Annotated in this window: 15 protein-coding genes; 6 read left to right on the forward strand and 9 right to left on the reverse strand. The window is 70.4% G+C overall.

Annotation, left to right across the window (positions count from 1 at the left end):
• Positions 1-5: 5 nt before the first annotated feature.
• Positions 6-212: a DUF3499 family protein gene (locus PUW82_RS13180; protein WP_178013449.1), complete on the reverse strand. Its 207-nt coding sequence runs from the start codon at positions 210-212 to the stop codon at positions 6-8.
• 101 nt (positions 213-313) lie between these two features.
• Between PUW82_RS13180 and PUW82_RS13185 the strand changes: the two genes are divergently transcribed.
• On the forward strand, positions 314-754 hold the full coding sequence (locus tag PUW82_RS13185; RefSeq protein ID WP_274222729.1) for a metallopeptidase family protein: 441 nt from the start codon (positions 314-316) through the stop codon (positions 752-754).
• A 12-nt stretch (positions 755-766) separates the two neighbouring features.
• On the opposite strand, the gene PUW82_RS13190 is transcribed toward PUW82_RS13185, so the two are convergent.
• The 4 genes from PUW82_RS13190 to manA form a co-directional block, all read right to left on the reverse strand.
• Entirely contained in the window at positions 767-2,155 is a 1,389-nt protein-coding gene (locus PUW82_RS13190) for a DUF5719 family protein (RefSeq protein WP_274222730.1), read from the reverse strand.
• Positions 2,152-4,992: a glycosyltransferase gene (locus PUW82_RS13195; protein WP_274222731.1), complete on the reverse strand. Its 2,841-nt coding sequence runs from the start codon at positions 4,990-4,992 to the stop codon at positions 2,152-2,154. The genes PUW82_RS13190 and PUW82_RS13195 overlap by 4 nt, the downstream gene beginning before the upstream one ends.
• Before the next feature lie 90 nt (positions 4,993-5,082).
• Positions 5,083-5,403, reverse strand: coding sequence for a WhiB family transcriptional regulator (locus tag PUW82_RS13200; RefSeq protein ID WP_274222732.1), 321 nt, complete (start codon positions 5,401-5,403; stop codon positions 5,083-5,085).
• Positions 5,404-5,549: 146 nt separating this feature from the next.
• Positions 5,550-6,719, reverse strand: coding sequence for a mannose-6-phosphate isomerase, class I (gene manA / locus PUW82_RS13205; RefSeq protein ID WP_274222733.1), 1,170 nt, complete (start codon positions 6,717-6,719; stop codon positions 5,550-5,552).
• 82 nt (positions 6,720-6,801) lie between these two features.
• Between manA and PUW82_RS13210 the strand changes: the two genes are divergently transcribed.
• Genes PUW82_RS13210 through PUW82_RS13230 form a run of 5 tightly spaced genes read left to right on the forward strand, consistent with a single transcriptional unit; the run spans position 6,802 to position 13,963 of the window.
• Positions 6,802-8,211 (forward strand): O-antigen ligase family protein, encoded by a 1,410-nt coding sequence (locus tag PUW82_RS13210; RefSeq protein ID WP_274222734.1) that lies wholly within the window; start codon positions 6,802-6,804, stop codon positions 8,209-8,211.
• Between the two features lie 50 nt (positions 8,212-8,261).
• On the forward strand, positions 8,262-9,710 hold the full coding sequence (locus tag PUW82_RS13215; RefSeq protein ID WP_274222735.1) for an O-antigen ligase family protein: 1,449 nt from the start codon (positions 8,262-8,264) through the stop codon (positions 9,708-9,710).
• Positions 9,707-11,053 (forward strand): O-antigen ligase family protein, encoded by a 1,347-nt coding sequence (locus PUW82_RS13220; RefSeq protein ID WP_274222736.1) that lies wholly within the window; start codon positions 9,707-9,709, stop codon positions 11,051-11,053. The genes PUW82_RS13215 and PUW82_RS13220 overlap by 4 nt, the downstream gene beginning before the upstream one ends.
• 10 nt (positions 11,054-11,063) lie before the next feature.
• Entirely contained in the window at positions 11,064-12,032 is a 969-nt protein-coding gene (locus PUW82_RS13225; protein WP_274222737.1) for a glycosyltransferase, read from the forward strand.
• Between the two features lie 17 nt (positions 12,033-12,049).
• Entirely contained in the window at positions 12,050-13,963 is a 1,914-nt protein-coding gene (locus tag PUW82_RS13230; protein WP_274222738.1) for a glycosyltransferase, read from the forward strand.
• Positions 13,964-13,966: 3 nt separating this feature from the next.
• Here the strand turns inward: PUW82_RS13230 and PUW82_RS13235 are convergent, their stop codons facing one another.
• Genes PUW82_RS13235 through glf form a run of 4 tightly spaced genes read right to left on the reverse strand, consistent with a single transcriptional unit; the run spans position 13,967 to position 18,731 of the window.
• On the reverse strand, positions 13,967-14,710 hold the full coding sequence (locus PUW82_RS13235) for an ABC transporter ATP-binding protein (protein ID WP_274222739.1): 744 nt from the start codon (positions 14,708-14,710) through the stop codon (positions 13,967-13,969).
• Positions 14,710-15,501 (reverse strand): ABC transporter permease, encoded by a 792-nt coding sequence (locus PUW82_RS13240; RefSeq protein WP_274222740.1) that lies wholly within the window; start codon positions 15,499-15,501, stop codon positions 14,710-14,712. Before PUW82_RS13240 ends, PUW82_RS13235 begins: the two co-directional genes overlap by 1 nt.
• A gap of 46 nt (positions 15,502-15,547) precedes the next feature.
• On the reverse strand, positions 15,548-17,584 hold the full coding sequence (locus PUW82_RS13245; protein WP_274222741.1) for an acyltransferase family protein: 2,037 nt from the start codon (positions 17,582-17,584) through the stop codon (positions 15,548-15,550).
• A 10-nt stretch (positions 17,585-17,594) separates the two neighbouring features.
• A complete protein-coding gene (glf, locus tag PUW82_RS13250) occupies positions 17,595-18,731 on the reverse strand; it encodes a UDP-galactopyranose mutase (RefSeq protein ID WP_274222742.1) in 1,137 nt (378 codons plus the stop codon).
• Positions 18,732-18,792: the final 61 nt, after the last annotated feature.

An 18,792-nucleotide genomic window follows, 5' to 3' on the forward strand; every position in this document is an offset into this window, starting at 1 on the left:
GACGCTCAGACGCGCAGCGTCTCGTGCCGGATGACGACCCATCCCTTGGGCACCGACAACCGGTCGGTGTGGATCGCGCAGAGGTCGTGCGCGTGGGGGTCGGTGCCGCCGCCGAGCGGACCGAGCGCCGCCATCTGGTCGCCGTAGTCGAAGGTCAGGGTCGTCACGGCCTCGCGGGCGCAGCCCACCTTCGAACACAGTCTCTCGCGCATTTGCTCCACGGTAGACCCGCGATGCGACGACGACGGGATGCCGCGCCGCGCGGTGCGGCCCGCGCCGTCCGCATCGCGCCGGCGCGCATAGGATGGGCGTCATGATCCGGCGCCGTTCCCGCCCGATTCCGCCTCGCCGGAGCCGGCCCTCGCGGCACGGTCGTCACGGCCGCGACGACCGCAGCCCGGTCGTCCGTCCGCCGTTGCCGGCGCTCGAGACGCGGGCGGAGCGCTTCGACCTCTCGGTCGGCACCGCTGCCGAGTTCCTCCGCAGCGCGTGGCCCGAACTGCGCGACGTCCGCTTCGAGGTCGCGGGGATGCCCGCGGCGAGCGACGAGGACGGCATCCCGCGGTGGCGCGTGCTGTCGGACGAGAAGCGCATCATCCTGTACCGGCTGCCGATCGAGCGACTCAATCACCTGCACCGCAACGACGATCTGCACCGACGCATGATGGTCGAGAGCTGCGTCTTCCGGGCCGCGGCGGAGTACCTCGACCGCGATCCCTGGGACCTCGGCCCGGACCGCTTCCGCTTCCTCTGACCCCACGCCCGCTCAGGGGTAGACGGTCAGCTCCGCCGCGGCGGCCGCCGAGCCGAAGACCGGATACGTGCCGATCTGCCCGGCCGCTGCGAAGCCCACGGATCCGTGCACGATGCCCGAGCCGGGATCGACGCGATAGGTCTGGCCGGCGGCGACGGTGACCGTCCGCGACTCCCCCGCCCTTAGCTCGAGCGTCTGCGCATCGCCGCCCGCGAGCGGCGTGACCGTCACCGTGGCGTCGGAAGCGGCGGCGAGGGTGAGGGTGGGCCCGGGGGCCTGCGCCACCGCGACGAGCGTCGGCGCATCGATCGCCGGCGCTCCGACGGCCCACGCGAAATCGGCGGGCGCGGAGATGTCGGTCGACGTCCACGCCGACGCCACGAGCGGCTGCGCGGCGGTCGCGGTGACGGTGTAGTCGCCGATCGGCATGCCCGTCACCTCGAGCTCGAGCGGTTGTTCGGCGGTCAACGCGATGTCGTCCTGCTGCGACACCACGGAGCCGTCGGCGACGGAGCGCACGACGACGCTCGCGGTCGTGTCGGCGGCCGTCGCGAGCAGGCGCACCGACAGGCCCCCGGCGGACGAGCCGGAATCGGGCGCCACCGTCACATCGACGGCCGGGATGATCTGAGTGGTCGCCGGCGGCGCCGCCGCCGAGACCTGGTCGACGCCGCCCGCGATGAGCGTGCGAGTCAGGGCGGACTGCAGCGACGCGCGTACCGGCGCACCGGCGGCCGTGACGCGGACGACCGGGCTCTCCTCGCCGCGTCGGAGGGCGGCGAGCGGCACGGCGCGCTGCGTGCGCGCGGCCACGACGACCGACTGCCCCGCCACAGGGTCCTCGGCGCCCTCGGCTCCGTAGACCCGCAGGTCGACCGTCGCGGGGACGTCGCCGGGGTTGGTCAGCAGCACGATGTCGCTCGCGCCCGTTGCCGCCGAGCCGGCCACGAGCCAGGACTCCATGGCGGGCCGGGTGCAGGCCGATACGCTCAGGCCGCGCAGGTCGGCCGCATCGAGGACGGAAGCGGATGCCGCCGCGAGGTCGGTCGGGCGCCCGTCGGACGGCTCGGCGACGAAGGCGGACGGAGCGGTTCCCGTGTCGGCGCGGTCGGGCGTCGCGAGCGATGTCTCGGTAGGCGCGGCGCCGGCGGAGGCCGACACGACGGTGGCGGCCGCCGCCTCGGTGATCGCCCCCGGCGCGCTCTCGTCACGTCCGAGTACCAGCAACGGTCCGTCGCACGCGGCGACCGACCGGGCCGCCTCGGGGACGACGTCGAGCCCGATCGGCTCGCGCGCCGTCGTCGGCCAGGGGCCGACGACGGCGAGCCCGATGCCGCCGGCCACGACCACGGCCGCAGCCGCGCCGACGACCGAGCGGGTCACGGTCAGACGTACGCTCATCGCTCTCTCCCTCGAAGATCCCGCGTCCCGACAACACGCGGCACGGCCCGCGAGGCGGAGCGGCTCCCCCGGGTGGGCAACGCCAGCAGCAGCGCGATCGCGAAGACTGCCGCGATGCCGGTCCACGCCGTATTCGAGACCGTCCGCGCCGACGCCGGGGCCTCGGAACGCGGGGGGACGTCGCCCGACAGACGCCAGAGCTCGCCGCGATCGGTCGCGCCGACGGCATCCAATCCGTCCCGACTGTTCAGCGCGGTCGCTGCGGCCAGGCGCGTCGTGCGCGCGTCCGGAGACTCGCCGGCGACTTCGGGGGCGACGAGGATGAACGCTACCCCGTGCTCGCGGAGCTCGCCGACGACGTCGTTCGCGGTGTCGGTGACCAGATCGGCCGCGATCTGTGCGGCCGCCTCGTCGCCTTCGGTCAGCTGCGTGCGCGCGGTCACGAGCGTCGACTGCCCGCCGAGGGTCGCGCTGCCGCCCCAGACGACGTCGACGGCCACACCACCGCTCGTCGGCGTCAGGATGATCGTGCCCAGGCCCGGCCGTCCGGCGCCCTCGGCGGCGACGAACGCGGGCAGCGTGCTCGTCTCGCCGCGGCTGACGATCGCGATGTCGCGCGCCTGCCCGAGCAGCGTCGGCACCGCCGCGACCACGAGGCCCACGACGGCGATGCTCGCCGCGACCGTTCGGATCGCGCGCACCGGAACCACGCTGTCGAGCGCGAGCAGCGCGCCTCCGGCCAGCCCCACCCAGGCGAGGCTCACAGCCGTTCCGGGCCAGAGCGAGATCGGCGTGGTCGTGTCGATCGAGACCGACACACCGGTCGTCACGATCGCGGTGACGACGCCGAGCCCCGCGACCACGAGCAGCACGACGCCCACGAAACGGCGTGACGAGGCGCCGGCGGCGAGCGCCAGCACGACGATGGGGGCGGTGAGCAGCAGCAGCCACCACATCGTGCCGCCCGCGCCCGTGAACGCTGACCATCCGGCATCGGCGGGGAAGCCGGCGGCCAGCAGCACGCGGCCGCCGACGTCGTCGCCGACGCGCGGGCCGTTCCACGGCACGCCGGGGTCGGCGAGCAGCGACCACGGGTCGCGAGCGAGCAGCCGCGTCACCACGAGCGGTGCCGACAGGGCGAGCGAGGGCACGAGGATCCACAGCCACCGGAAGGCGGCGCGGCGGCCGCGCAGCGCCAGGGCCAGCACCACCGCGCACACCCAGATCACCGCGACCGGCGCCGCGAGCACGGGTGAGCACGCCAGCACGGCGGCCAGGAGGATGGATGCCGTTCCCGCGTTGCCCCAGGAGCGGTGCGCCGCCGCGGCGGTGAAGGCGAGCCAGGGCAGCACGAGGTGCACGATGACGGCCGTCGGCCGGCCGTCGCCGAGCGCGACGAGGAACGCCGGCGCGAGCGCCCAGAGCACCGCGCCGACGATGCGGAGCGCCGGGCGCTCCGTCAGGCGGGTGGCGGCGAACCAGCCGCCCAGGACGGCGAGCGGCAGCGCGAGGATCCAGAGGACGACGAGCGCCCGCGACGGATCCCCCGGCGAGAACGTGCCGAGGACGGCGACGACGGCGCTGAACGGGTCTGCCGGCCCGACCGTGTCCCACCCGAGTGGCCGCTGGGCGCCCGTGGCCTCGTCCCACAGCCGTCCGACGGTGGCGGCGAGCGGGGCGAGCGCTCCCCCGCCGATCGACGGCCAGCTGAGGGCGGCCGGCATGGCCGCGATCGAGACGACGAGCGCGGCGAGCACCGCCCACGCCCCGCCGCCGGAGAAGAAGCCGAGGTCCGTGCGCCGCGGCCCGGTGCCGGCGGGCTCGTCCTCGATCAGGCGCTGGCGCATGATGCGCGTGTTCACCCGCAGCGGGGCGAGTTGCGCCCACGAGGCCCGTCGGTGACGGGCGATGCGCGAGCGGGCGCGCACGACCGGAACGAGGCTCACGAGCACGGTGAACGCCGCGGACCATTCCGGGCCGATGCGAGCGGGACGCTTGCCCACGAGGTGGAGGATCGAGCGCCACAGCGCCAGCGGCAGCAGCGACAGCCAGTGCAGCGGCACCAGTGGCGGCGCGGCATAGACCAGCCGGCGGTGCAGTTGGGCGACGCGGGCCGCGTGCGCCGCGCGGGCGCGAGCACGCGTCGAGTGCGGCGCAGGCGCGCCCGCGACGCCGTCGTGGGCGACGGCGATGCGGGCGCCGGGGGCGAGCACGACGCGACCGCCCGCGAGACGCACCCGGACGCCGAGATCGAGGCCTTCGTCGGCGCCGCCGAGCGCGTCGTCGACGCCCTCCAGCTCGCGCCACGCCGCCGTGTGCACGAGCAGACCGCGGACGTCTCCGCCGAGGACGTCGTCCGCGGCATCGTGCTGGCCCTGGTCGTGCTCGCCGTCGGCGAGGCCCACGGCGGCTCCGAGCCGCGTGAGCGACCGACCGAGCGAGACGATGCGGCTGCGGTCATCCCATTCGACGAGCTTGGGGACGGCGACGGCCACCGACGGCGCCGTCTCGAGCGCGGCGACGAGGCGCTCGAGGGCGGGCGCCTCCGGTGCGACATCCTGCGCGAGAAGCCATATGGCGTCGCCGTCGATGCGGCGCGATGCCATCCGCAGCGCAGCGGCGAATCCTGTGCGGGCCGGAGCCGCGATGACCGCTTCTGCGCCCGATTCCTCGGCGAGCGTGCGCAGCCGGTCGTCGGCGCCGCACAGCACGATCGTCAGCGCGTCGACGGCGCGCGTCTGCTCGCGCAGCGCGGCGAGCGTGCGCGAGAGATGGTAGGCCGCGGGTGCGCGTCCATCGGGACGCACGACAAGAAGCGCGTGTACTCGGGCGGGCATGACGGGCCCCAGCCTAAGCCGACCACCTGCGGGTCGGGGACAGTGAGCGCGCGGTTCGTCGAGAAAGACCGCCGGCGGCGCCCGCTGTCGTCAGACCGCGCGACGCTTGAGCTTGCGACGCTCGCGCTCGCTCAGGCCACCCCAGATGCCGAAACGCTCGTCGTTCTGCAGGGCGTACTCGAGGCACTCGCCCCGGACATCGCACGAGGTGCAGATCCGCTTGGCGTCGCGGGTCGAGCCGCCCTTCTCGGGGAAGAACGCCTCGGGGTCGGTCTGGGCGCACAGCGCATCGCTCTGCCACCCGAGCGCGTTGTCGTCGTCGGTGGGGTCGGCGCGGCGAACGCCCGGAACACCCAGGTTGACCGGATCGACGAACCAGTTGTCGGGAACGCCCGAACGGTATGCCGTCATATCGTGTTCCCTCCTCGTCGGCCGGCACGCGGACCGCGTGTCTCGCATTAATTACACCCGTGTGATTCGCTCCGGTCAAGTCGCGGATCGTAAACCCTCAAGCGGGTGTTTAACCTTTGCGAGCGCTCGTCGGCGTGTCGCGGATATCAGCGGCGCCCCGGCTGGGCGACGAACGCCTCGCCGGCTCCCCCGATCGCGACCGACGCGGCGATGACGACGGCAGCGGTTCCCGGCACGAGCTCGACGCGGTCGCCGCCGGCCTCGACGACGACATCGCCGGTCGTCGCGAGCACGATCGCGGGTCCGGTGAGCGGGATCTCGGTGACGGCCTCGAAGGTCGCCTCGACGCGCACGAGCCGGAAGTCCGGCACCCCGGCGTCGTACGAAAAGACGCCCGGCGCGATCTCCTCCGGCTCGACGATCGGGGCGGGACCCGTGCCCGTGTCGACGATGCGCATGAGCTCGGGGACGTCGATGTGCTTCGGGGTGAGACCACCGCGCAGGACGTTGTCGCTCGCGGCCATGAGCTCGACGCCGAGTCCGTCCTGGTAGGCGTGCAGCACGCCCGCGGGGGCGAACAGCGCCTCTCCGCGTGAGAGCTCGACGAGGTTCATGAGTGTCGCCACGACCAGGCCGGCGTCGGCGGGGAACTGCTCGGCGATGCGGCGCAGCACGGCGCGCTCCGCGGCGAAACCGGATGCCGCGTCGTCCGCGTCTGCGCCGGTGAGTGCCGCGGCGAGGTCGTCCACGACCTCGGTCGCCTCGCCCGAGAGCACCCACCCCATGACGCGATGCAGCACGGCGGCGTCATCCTCGTCGTCGATCTCGTCCAACGCCGCCGCGAGCGCTCGCACGCCGGGCCGACCCGGCAGCGAGGACAGCAGGCGACGTGTCTCGGCAAGGGGGCGGAGCCCGACCAGCGCGCGGAACCGCTCCGAAAGCGCGACGATGATCTCGGGCTTGTGGTTCTCGTCCTTATAGAGACGCTCGGCGGCATCCCGGGGAACGCCCGCCTGCTCTTCACGGGCGAACCCTTCGGCAGCCTGGTCGCGCGAGGGATGGGCCTGGATCGACAGCGACATCCCGGCCGCCAGCAGCTTGAGCAGGTAAGGGAGCGGCTCGACGCCGACCTCGGCGAGCGCGCGGTCGAGCGGCCGCCCGGTGCCGTCGTCGACGCGCGACGGGCTGCCGGGGTGGTCACCGAACCAGATCTCCGCCTCGGGGGTGCCCGAGGGCTCGCGCCCCTGCAGCTCGGCGATGAGCGTGTCGGAACCCCAGGCGTAGTCCCGGGCGGAGTTCGAGATCGGAATCAGCACGCCACCAGCCTAGGACGCCCGACCCCGCGGATGCCGGGAGCGCCCCGGGAAGGCGGACCCCGCGCGATAGCCTGTCTGCACCATGGCCGTCCACTCCCGTCACCCCGTCTCGGCGCCGCCCTCGGCCCCCGTGCGGGAGTCCACCGGCCACCTCCTGCTGCGGGCCTGGTGCGTGTTCGTCGTCGCGGCGTCCATCGCCGGGACGAGCTGGCTCATGGCCGTCGGCCCCGTCGGCTCGGCGGCCGTCGTCGTCGGCACGGGAGTCGTCTCGACGATCCTGTGGGTCGTGCTGCGCCCGCGCGTGCAGTGGCGGCGCCTCCCCTGGTTCGCCCTCGCCTACGTCGTCTGGGCGATCGCGTCGATGCTCTGGTCGCAATGGCTCGGAGCGACGGAGCTGACCCTTCTGCTGCTGGTGTCGACGACCGTGCAGGCGATGTTCATCGGAGCTGTGCTCACCTGGCGCGAGATCCTTCGCGTCCTGGCAGCGGCGTTGAAGTGGATGCTGGGCCTGTCGATCCTGTTCGAGCTCTTCGTCTCGCTCATCTGGCGCGGCGACATGCTGCCCGGCTTCGTCCGCCCCGACCCGTCTTACGACGGGCACCCCATCACCCTGTGGTCGCGCGACAACCTCTTCACCGGTGGGCGGCTGCAGGGGATCTTCGGCAACGCGAACCCGCTCGCCTACGTCGCGCTCCTCGCGATCATCGTCTTCCTCGTGCGCCTCGCCTCCGGGGCGCCACGGAAGTTCCTGCTGACGCTGTGGACCGCGCTGGCGGTTTTCCTGTTCTGGCGTGCGGCATCCGCGACCGCCCTCGTCTGCGCCGTCGCCGTCGGCGTCGTCCTCGTCACGATCCTGCTCATGCGCACGGCGCGGCGGCCGGGCGAGCGCACCCGCTTCTACGTCATGTACGCCGCGGTCGCGGGGCTCGGCGGCGCGGTGCTGTGGCTCGGGCGCGACACCGTCTTCGAGATGCTCGGACGCACGTCCGACCTCACCGGTCGTCAGCGGATCTGGGATGCCGTCGGCGAGCGCATCGCCGAGCGCCCGATCATCGGCTGGGGTTACTCCACACCCTGGGTGCCCTCGGATCCGGCGTTCGACGGCTGGATCGTCGATCACGGGGTCAGCGTCATGCAGGCCCACAACATGTGGCTCGATGTCGCGCTGCAACTCGGTTCCGTCGGTGTCGCGCTCGTCGCGCTGACCGTGCTGGCCTACATCTGGCGCTCGTGGTTCTTCGCGGTCGACCGGCCGCGGTGGGACCTCGTCGCCGACCGCCCGTACTCCGCGCTCACCCTCGTGCCGTCGCTGGTCGCGACGGTCCTGCTCGTGCAGGGAATCGCCGAGTCTGCGCCCCTGCTGAACTGGGGCTGGTTCCTCATCGTCCTGTTCGCCTTCAAGATCAAGCAGGCCCCGCTCGTCGGACGCGGCCCCGCCGAGCAGCGTCTCGACATGGAGCAGGGCGACGGCTTCCCCGAGCGTTCCTCCTGAGACCGCACCCAGCGGGCTTGCGGCGACCGCACGGCTACCCTGAAAGCATCATGGCCTCTCACACGCATTCGCGGGCCGGGGCCGACGTGTTCCCTCCCGCACCGCGACGCCGCATCCCCGTGCGCGTCGTACGGGCATGGTGCGCCTTCCTCATCGCCGCCTCCATGGCCGGCACCGCGTGGCTCATGGCTGTCGGCGTCACGGGCTCCGCTCTCGTCGTCGCTGCGACGACGCTCGTATCGGCGGGCATGTGGGCTGTGCTGCATCCCCGCCGCCCCTGGCGTCGACTGCCGTGGTTCGCCCTCGCGTACGTCGCCTGGGCCGTCGCGTCGCTGCTCTGGACCGAATGGCCGGCGGCGACCCTCACGACCCTCGCCCTGTTGCTGGCGACGACGGCTCAGGCGCTGTTCGTGGCATCGGTGCTGACGGGACGCCAGATCATCGAGGCGATCGCCACCGCGGTGAAATGGATGCTGGGGCTGTCGGTCGCCTTCGAGCTGTGGGTGTCGCTCGTCTGGAGCGGCCCGATCCTCCCGCACTTCGTGCGGCCGGGGCCCGACTTCGACGGCGACCCGATCATGTTCTGGTCGCGCGACAAGCTGTTCACCGACGACCGCATCCAGGGCATCTTTGGGAACGCGAACTCGCTCGCCTACATCGCCCTGCTCGGCATCGTGGTGTTCGGTCTGCAACTCAACACCCGCGCCGCCCGGCGCGGACCCCTGCTGGGCTGGACCGCCGTCGCGGCGTTCTGCTTCTGGCGCGGCTCGTCGGCCACCGCCGCGATGTGCGCGCTCGCGATCGTGATCGTCATCGTCGTCGTGCTGCTCATGCGCCGGGCGCGCACCGCGCGGACGCGACGCATCCTCTACGTCGTCTTCACCTTCTCGGGAGCCGCGATCATCGCGACCCTATGGGTGCTCCGCGACGACCTCTTCGAACTCCTCGGCCGCTCGTCCGATCTGAGCGGTCGGAAGGAGATCTGGGCCACCGTCGGCGCCCGATTCGCCGAGAGCCCCCTCATCGGCTGGGGCTACTCGGTACCGTGGGTGCCCACCGATCCGTTCTTCGACGGGTGGATCATCGATCGTGGAGTGACCGTCATGCAGGCCCACAGCACGTGGTACGACGTCGCGATGCAGCTCGGCGTGGTCGGCCTGCTCTTCTTCGCCGTCGCCCTCGGGGTGTTCACCTGGCGCGCGTGGTTCCTCGCTCTCGGGCGTGTGCCGAAGCCCGGCGACAGCCCGGAGCCCCGCTCGCGCCTGCTGCTGATCCCCGCCCTCGTCGCCACGATCCTGCTCGTCCAGAGCATCACCGAGTCCTCGCCGCTGCTGAACTGGGGCTGGTTCCTGCTCGTCATGCTGGCCTTCGCGATCAAGCAGGCCCCGGCATCGGTGCGCGGCACCCCGCCGCGGCGACGCTCGACGCTCGCGGCGGCCTGGCCGCTCGAAGGCGCCGTGTCGCTCGACTCCGTCGCGGCCGGCGAGACCCGGTCGTGAGCACACCGCCGGCGCTCTCGGGCTCGTGGCTCGTGCGGACGCTCGACTCCGCGGCCTTCGCGCAGTCGTTCGCCCACGCCGCTCTGGCCGCCGTCTTCGCGGAGCACCTCATCGAGCGCACCGCCGGCCGGGTCACCTACCTCGCCGTCGTCACCGGGCTCTGCCTCATCGGGGCGGCGGTGCTCGTCGTGCGCCGCCGCGAGCTCACGCTCGTGCGGGTCGCGCCCACGACGCTGCTGCTCTTCCTCGGCTGGGCGCTCGCCAGTGTCACCTGGAGCACCGACACACGCGGCACCCTCGGCGGCTGGATCGAGCTCGCCGCGATCGCCTTCCTCGCCGTCGTGATCGGCAACACCCGCGACACCCTGCAGACCGTGCGCGCGCTCGCCGACGTGTTCCGGATGCTGCTGACCCTCTCGCTCGGCCTCGAGTTGCTGTCGGGGATCTTCTTCGACATCCCCTTCACCTTCCTCGGCATCCAGGGCAACATCGCCTTCTTCGGACCCGTGCAGGGCATCTTCGGCACCCGCAACGCGCTCGGATTCATCGCCGTCCTCGCGCTCATCACCTTCTACGTCGAGTGGCGCACCGTGTCGGTGCGCCCGGGACTGTCGTTGTACTCGGCCGGACTCGCGGCGCTCCTCGCGGCTTTCTCGGACTCCCCCACCGTCCTCGTGCTCGCCGTGGCGACCGCCGTCGCGACCGCCGCGCTCGGCGCCGTCCGACGCGCACCGCGCCGCGTCCGCCGCTCGGTGCAGCTCGCGCTCGGCGCGACCGTCGTCGTCGGCGCGATGGCCGGCTATCTGCTGCGCGAACGCATCATCGCGTGGATCGGGGCGGGCACCGACTTCTCGATCCGCGCCGAGCTGTGGGCGCAGGTGGCATCCTTCGTCCGGTTCGAACCCGTGCGCGGCTGGGGCTGGTTCGGTCCCTGGTCCCGCGTCGACTTCCCGTTCAACGCCGTCAACTACGCCCTCAACGATCGGCACACGTCGGCGCTCAGCGCCTACGTCGACGTCGTCCTGCAGCTCGGATGGGTCGGCCTGCTGATCTTCATCGTCTTCGCCGGTCTCGCGCTCGGCCGGGCGTGGCTGGTCGCCAGCGAGCGCCGCTCCATCCTCTACGCCTGGACGCCGTTGATCCTGGTGACGCTGCTCGTGGACTCGCTCTTCGAGAGCTTCACGCTGCACGGCTACGGCTGGCTCATGCTCGTGCTCTGCGCCCTGCGCGCCGGTCAATCGAAGTCGTGGCGCGAGCGCATCGGCGACGTGCCGCGCTCGCCGGGCGCCGCGGCGGGCGGCCCGGACGACACCGCGACGGGAACTCACCGCATCGCACGGTAGGATCGGGCCGGTGAGCGCGCAGGTTTTCGACCCGACTTCGGCAGCCATCGTCGTCGTCACCTACAACCGCTCCGCGCTCCTGTCGCGGCTGCTCGAGAGCGTCATCGGCATGGAGCCCCGGCCCGGGCGCGTCATCGTCATCGACAACGCCTCGATCGACGACACCACCGAAGTCGTCGAGTCCTTCCGCGAGCGCCTGGGAACCGAGCTCGTGTACCGGCGCCTCGAGACCAACACGGGCGGGTCCGGCGGATTCAGCGAAGGCGTCCGCGTCGCCTACGAACTGGGCTCCGAGTGGATCTGGCTCATGGACGACGACGTCGAGGTCATCCCCGACGGACTCGCCAAGATGGGGCGCTGGGCGCCACGCTTCCGCAGCATCCAGGGCCGCCGGTACGACTACGACGGCAGCGAGTTCTACTGGCAGTACCGCATCGCCGAGCGCATGGGCATCCCCATCCCGTTCGCCCCCGCCGGTTTCGACGCCTCGGGGTACAAGGAGATGAACTCCGGGTGCTTCGAGGGCATGTTCATCCATCGCGACATCGTCGCCCGCATCGGTCTGCCCGACCCGCGCTTCTTCATCTACTGGGACGATCAGCTGTACGGCTGGCTCGCCTCGCGCATCACCACGTCGGTGATCGTCGACGAGTTCGTGCTGCGGCGCACGCGCGAGATCCGGCAGTGGGACATGGGCATCCGCCACATGAACGCATCGAGCGATGCCTACCGGTACTACATCATGCGAAACCGCGCGCACATCAAGCAGTACTACCGGGCGAAGGATTCCTACAACCCGGTGCTGTTCGGTCTGGGCACGACGCTGACCTTCGGCAAGGAGCTCATCCGCCTCCTCGCCGTCGAGCGCACCGTCCGCGGGACCTCGCACCTCTTCCGCGGCCTGCGCGACGGGCGTCGCATCGCCCGTGACCGGTCGTGGCAGCCGATGCAGCCGCTGATCGACCAGCCGGCCGCGTAATCGACGAAAGACAGACCATGCCTCATCTTCTGCAGCGCGCCGTCCTCCCCCTCGAGCACGACCCCGACCTCCTTCCGCTCTACGTCGACCCCGAGACGTGGACCGAGATCGACGAAGAGCCCGTGCGCGTCTCGTCGCGCGCTCAGCTGTCGAACATCCTCGGCCGGTCGGAAGCCCGGATCGTCGGTGGTCGTCGGGTGTCCTTCGGCACCTACTTCAACGCCTTCCCGGCGTCGTACTGGCAGCATTGGACGCCCGTGCGACAGGTGACCCTCACGGTGCGCACCGATGGCCCGGCCACGGTCCTCGTTTACCGATCGAACGGCGGCGGGACCCGCCAGCGGCTGGAGACCCGCGAGGTCACCGGTGAGGCGACGAGCACGTTCGAACTCGCCCTCAACCAGTACAGCGACGGCGGATGGATCTGGTTCGACATCGCCGCGGACCGCGAAGACGCCCGGTTCCTGGGGGCGGAATGGACGACGGAGCAGGAGCCGGCCCGATCAGGCAAGGCGTCGCTCGGCATCACGACCTACAACAAGCCCGACTATTGCGTCGCGACTCTGCGTGCCCTCGACGCAGCGCCCGACGTGCTCGAGCTGGTCGATCGCATCTTCCTGATCGACCAGGGCACCGATCGCGTCGACGCACAGCACGACTTCGCCGAGGTCGCCGAAAGCCTGGGCGAGACGCTCCGGATCGTGACGCAGCCCAACCTCGGCGGGTCGGGCGGCTTCGCGCGCGCCATGCACGAGACCCTGCAGCGTCCCGAGAGCGACTTCGTACAGCTCCTCGACGACGACGTGCGCATCGAGCCCGAGTCGCTGCGCCGGTCGATCGTCTTCGGTCGGTACGCGACGACACCGACGATCGTCGGCGCCCACATGTTCGACCTGCTCGATCGCCCGAAGCTGCATGCCTGGGCCGAGGTCGTCGACGACGAGCCGTTCATGTGGCGCACGTTGCAACAGGAGAAGATGCCGCACGACTTCTCAGTCGCGAACCTCCGGCAGTCCCCCGAGCTGCACATGCGGCTCGACGCCGACTACAACGGGTGGTGGATGTGCCTCATCCCCGTGGAGGTCATCCGTCAGGTGGGCCTCTCCTTGCCCGCCTTCATCAAGTGGGACGACGCCGAATACTGCTTGCGAGCCCGCGACGCGGGGTTCCCGACCGTCTCGATGCCCGGGGTCGCGCTGTGGCACGTGTCGTGGGTCGGCAAGGACGACTCCATCGACTGGCAGGCCTACTTCCACGCACGCAATCGCATCGTCGCCGCGCTGCTGCACTCGAACAGCCCGCGGGCTGGCACCCTGCTGCGCCACAGCCGACGGCTCGACCTCAAGCACCTCATGATGATGCAGTACTACCCCGTGGAACTGCGCCATCGCGCCCTGCGCGACGTCCTCTCCGGGCCCGCGCACATGGCAGCGGGCATCGCGACGGCCATGCCGGCCGCGCGCGCCCTGCAGAAGGAGTTCCCCGAGACCATCGTGCACCGCGACACCGGCGTCCCGCTACGCTCACGCAAGGGCCGGCAGGTCTTCAAGCGTCTCGCGCGTCACACCTTCGACAGCCCGACCGGCCTCGCGCTCCGCTGGTTCACGCTGTCGACGCTCGTGTCGCACTGGCTTCACGCCCCGAAGCCCGAGAACGTCGCGCAGCCCGAGGTCGAGTTCGGCAAGGGCGACGCCAACTGGTGGCGCGTCCCGCGCTACGACAGCGCTCTGGTGAGCGCCGCCGACGGTTCGGGCAAGAACATCTACACCCGTGATCGGGCTGCGTACCGCCGGATGCTGCTCGAGAGCGTGCGTCTTCACGCGCGACTCAAGCGCGATTGGCCCAAGCTGTCGCGGGGCTATCGTCGCGCTATGGGGCAGCTGACCTCCCCGGAGTCGTGGGAGCGCATCTTCGATCCCGCGAAGCGCTGACCTTCAGGCGCCGCCGTTGTGGTCCTCGTTGTAGCGGTCGAGTACGTCACCGATCGCTCCATCAAGGACGAGCCCACCCTTGTCGAGGTACAGGCCCCGCGTGCAGAAACGGCGCAGGTCCTTCTCGTTGTGGCTCACGAAGAACAGCGTCCGGCCCTCGGCGAGCAGTTCGTCGATGCGCTTGTAGCACTTCGCGCGGAATGCGCGGTCGCCGACGGCGAGCACTTCGTCGACGAGAAGGATCGGCTCGTCGAGCTGCGACACCACAGAGAACGCCAGTCGCACTTTCATGCCGTTCGAAAGGTGCTTGTAGGGGGTGTCGACGAAGTCCGCGATCTCGGCGAAATCGATGATGTCGTCGAAGCGCCGGTTGACCTCGGCCTTCGACATCCCGTGCAGACCCGCCGTCAAACGTACGTTCTCCCGCACCGTCAGGTCGCCCACGAAGCCGCCCGTGATCTCGATCAGCGGCGCCACCCCGCCGTGCACCACGACACGACCTTCGTCCGGCAGCAGGACGCCGGCGACGAGCTTGAGGAGCGTGGACTTGCCCTGCCCGTTGCGCCCGACGACGCCGATCGACTCGCCCGGCTCAACGGAGAACGAGACGTTGCGAAGCGCCCAGAATTCGCCCGGTCTGCTACGGCGGGAAGCGCCGCCGAACAGATCCTTAAGGCTGCGTCGGCCACGCCTGTTGCGGCGAAAGCGGACGCCCAGGTCGCGCACCTCGATCGCAAGTCCGTTCATCACAACTCCTTCAGCACCGGACGCTCGAGGCGTGAGAAGACGAGCAGGCCGACCCCGAAGATCAGGATGCTGGTGACGGCTCCGACGATCACCGACAGCGTGTCCCACTGGTCGGGGAAGAACCCGACGCGGTAGAGCGTGAAGACGCCCGCCAGCGGATTGAAAGCGCCGATTTCCTTGAACGCGCCCGGGAGATCGGCGACGCCGTAGATGATGGGCGACGCGTAGAAGAGGGCACGGAGTATCAGCCGGGTCGTGCGTTCGAGGTCGCCCCACAGGACGCAGAGAGGAGCGACGATGAGCCCGAGTCCCAACAGCAGGATGATCTGCAGAAGCACCGCGACGGGGAAGAACAACAGCGCCCAATTCACCGTCGCTCCACCGAAGATCGCGAACGCCGCGAGCACCGGGAGCGAGAAGAGGAACTCGATCCCCTTGCTCAGGACGATGCGGCCCACCCAGATCGAGCGCGGGATGGACGTCGAGCGGACGAGTCGCGCGTCCTTATTGAACGCGCGCGTGAAATCCGTCACGGCCGAGTTGAACCACACCCAGGGCAGCAGCGCGGTGATGAGGAAGACGATGTACGGGTTCTCGCCGACATCACGGTGGAACACCTGGGTGAACACGAACCAGTAGATGCCGCTCATGACGAGCGGGTCGAGGACCGACCACAGGTAGCCGAGAGCGCTCGTGGAGTAGCGCACCCTCAGGTCGCGCGCCGATAGCAGCCACAGCGAGTGGAGGTAGCGCCGCGGCGATCCGGGGGCGCCGACGACGGCGGGACTCACGCGTTCGATCCTACGGTCCCGTGAGAGTCGGACTCTGTCCCGGACGTCACGGCAGACGCGCGAGCTGACGTTCCAGCACCGGCGCGAGCGTGCGCGCGTAGGAGCTGGAAAGGTGGTTGTCGTCGCGATAGACGGCGACGTTACCGACGACGGCGGGGCAGACGTCATCCGGGCAGATCCACTCCGTCAGGTCCACATGAGTGATGCTCTCGCGCTGCAACATGCGTGCCGGGTTCGCGTCCGCCAACGAGCTGCCTCGCGGCATGGAGCAACCGTCGGGGTCGTCCGACTCGATGACGCAACCGAACATGTCGTAGCCGAATCGCGGATTGTCGCGCACGGCGATGATCGGGATGTCCGCTGCGTCCATACGGTCGATGAACCGCTCGATGCCCGGTCGGAGGCGCTCGTCCTCGTCGCCCGCGTCCGCGGCGGTGACGATGGTCATGACCGCGGACGGTTGAATCGCTTCCACGTGGCGGATGGCCGCTTCCCGCCACTGCGGGCAGAAGTCGGGGTCGAAACCGGGATCGTCGAGGCCCATGGCGCAGCCGCCGCGCACGAGCGTGATGACCCCCCAGCCGCGCTGCTCCGCGATCGGCACGAGGGCCGCCGTCATCTGCTGCGCATGCGAATCCCCGATCACGGCGATGACCTCGGTCGCGCGCTGGGTGCCGGGCATCTCAGAGCACGAGCCGTGCAGGATGTCGTCGGTGATGGCCCGCGGGCCGCTGCACTCGAGTTCGAGCTGCAGCCACTCGTCCTCGATGGCGGTCGCGAGCGGGATCATGGGAAGTGCCGGATCGGGCTCGGATACATCCTCGTCGAAGAGCACCTGCGCCCCCGGGTTCGCGATCCGCTGCTGCTCCGCGACGGTCTGCTCACGGTGCGCGGTCAGGCCCTGCCACGACGCGAGCGGGACGATGACGACAAGCGCCGCGATGGCGACGACGGCGACCGACGGCATAACGCCTCGTTCGGCCCGCCGCCACTGTCGCACGGGGTGGTCCACGGCGAACGTCAGCAGTCGCGCGCAGACCGCGGAGGCGACGACGATCACGAGGCCGCCCATCAGGCCGACTTCGGTGCGCTCGCGAACGACGAGCCACGTGACGAGGATCGGCCAGTGCACGAGGTAGAGACCGTAGGCGTCGCGTCCGGCGAGCCGGAGCGGGCGCGACGCGAGGAATCGGGCGGGTCCGAAACCCTTGTCGCCGGTTCCCGAGAGGACGATCATCGCCGCGCAGGCCACCGGCCACAGCGCGAGGTACCCGGGGAATCCGCCCTCGACGTCGAGCACGACGCCGCACGCGAGAAGCCCGGCGATGCCCGCCCAGCCGAGGACCGCGCTCAGGATCGGCCCGAGCCGCAGGTGAGGGAGCGCGACGACCAGCAGCGATCCCGCAGCGAACTCCCAGAGCCGAGCGCCCGTGTCGAAGTACGCCAGCTGCTGGGCGGCATCCGTCCGGATGATGGAGTACCCCAACGAGACGACGAAGACCGTTCCGAAGACCATCGCGACGACGGCGTCCGGCGACCGCCGGGATCGCCTGACAATCAGAAGGCAGATGGTGAAGAGCGCGGCCCACAGCACGAAGGCCTGCCCCTGCACCGAAAGCGACCAGAAATGCTGCAGCGGGCTGGGCGCTTCGCCGCGGTTGTAGTAATCCACCGCGTCGGCGGCCAGAATCCAGTTCTGGACATAGAGCAAGGACGCCCAGGTCTGCTCCCAGATGGACCGCCACATCGTGCCCGGGTAGAACACGCGGGCCAGCAGGAGGACCAGCAGGAGCGTCACCGCCGCGGCGGGGAGAAGGCGCCGGAACGTGCCGACGAGCCGACGCGCGATAGCCGGTGAGGCACCGGTGTGGATACGGTGCAGGAACGTGCGCGTGAGGAAGAAGGCGGACAGCATCAGGAAGACGTCGACGCCACCCGAAACCCGCCCCAGCCAGACGTGGTAAGTCACGACGAGCAGGATGGCGACGGCGCGGAGGCCGTCGATGTCGGCGCGATACCCCCAGCGGTCCGCATCCGTCGCCGGGCGACCGCTGCTACGCAGGCGCGTCGTCACCGAACCCACGGCGACCTCATCACGCGAGCTGGTTGTTCCACATCGACAGCGCAGAGCCGATGGCCATGTGCATGTCGAGGTACTGGTAGGTGCCCAGTCGCCCGCCGAAGTGCACGTCCTGCTCGCCCTTGGCGAGGTCGCGGTACGCCAGCAGACCGGCACGATCGTCGGCCGTGTTCACGGGGTAGTACGGCTCGTCGGCGCGGGTCGCGAAGCGCGAGTACTCCCGTACGATGACGGTCTTGTCGGTGGGATAGCGGTCCGCACGCTCCGGGTGGAAGTGCTTGAACTCGTGGATGCGGGTGTACGGCGCATCGGCGTCGGCGTAGTTCATGACGCTCGTTCCCTGGAAATCCGGGATGTCGAGGACGTCCTGCTCGAAATCGAGCGTGCGCCACGACAGCTCACCCTCGGTGTAGTCGAAGTAGCGGTCGACGGGACCGGTGTAGACGATCGGCAGCTGACCGACGGTCGTCTTCTTGTTGAGGGGCTGGGACTCGTCGAAGAAGTCGGTGTCGAGCTTCACGTCGATGTTCGGGTGATCGGCCATACGCTCGAGCCAGGCCGTGTAGCCATCGACGGGGAGACCCTCCCACGTGTCGTTGAAGTAACGGTTGTCGTAGGTGTAGCGCACCGGAAGCCGCGAGATGATCTCGGCCGGGAGTTCCCTGGGGTCCGTCTGCCACTGCTTCGCGGTGTAATCGCGGATGAAGGCCTCGTATAGCGGACGCCCGATCAGGCCGATGGCACGCTCCTCGAGGTTGCCCGCCTGCTTCGGGTCGAACTCGCCAGCGAGCTCGTGGATGAGATCTCGTGCCTCGCCGGGCGTGTAGGCGGCCTGGAAGAACTGGTTGATCGTGCCGAGGTTGATCGGAAGCGGGTACACGACGCCCTTGTGCGTCGTGTAGACGCGGTGGACGTAGCTCGTGAACTGCGTGAAGCGGTTGACGTACTCCCACACGGTCGCGTTCGAGGTGTGGAACAGGTGGGCCCCGTACTTGTGAACCTCGATGCCGGTGGTCGGCTCGTTCTCGGTGTAGGCGTTGCCGCCGATGTGATGACGGCGGTCGATGACGGTCACCTTGCGACCGGATGCCGCGGCACGCTCGGCGATCGTGAGGCCGAAGAAGCCGGAGCCGACGATGAGGAGGTCCATGGGCGAAGGCTTTCGTTTCGGGACAAGCGAAGTGGGCGCCCCCGCACGGGGCGTCATCGAT

The organism is Microbacterium thalli (assembly GCF_028737325.1).
Classification (GTDB): domain Bacteria; phylum Actinomycetota; class Actinomycetes; order Actinomycetales; family Microbacteriaceae; genus Microbacterium; species Microbacterium thalli.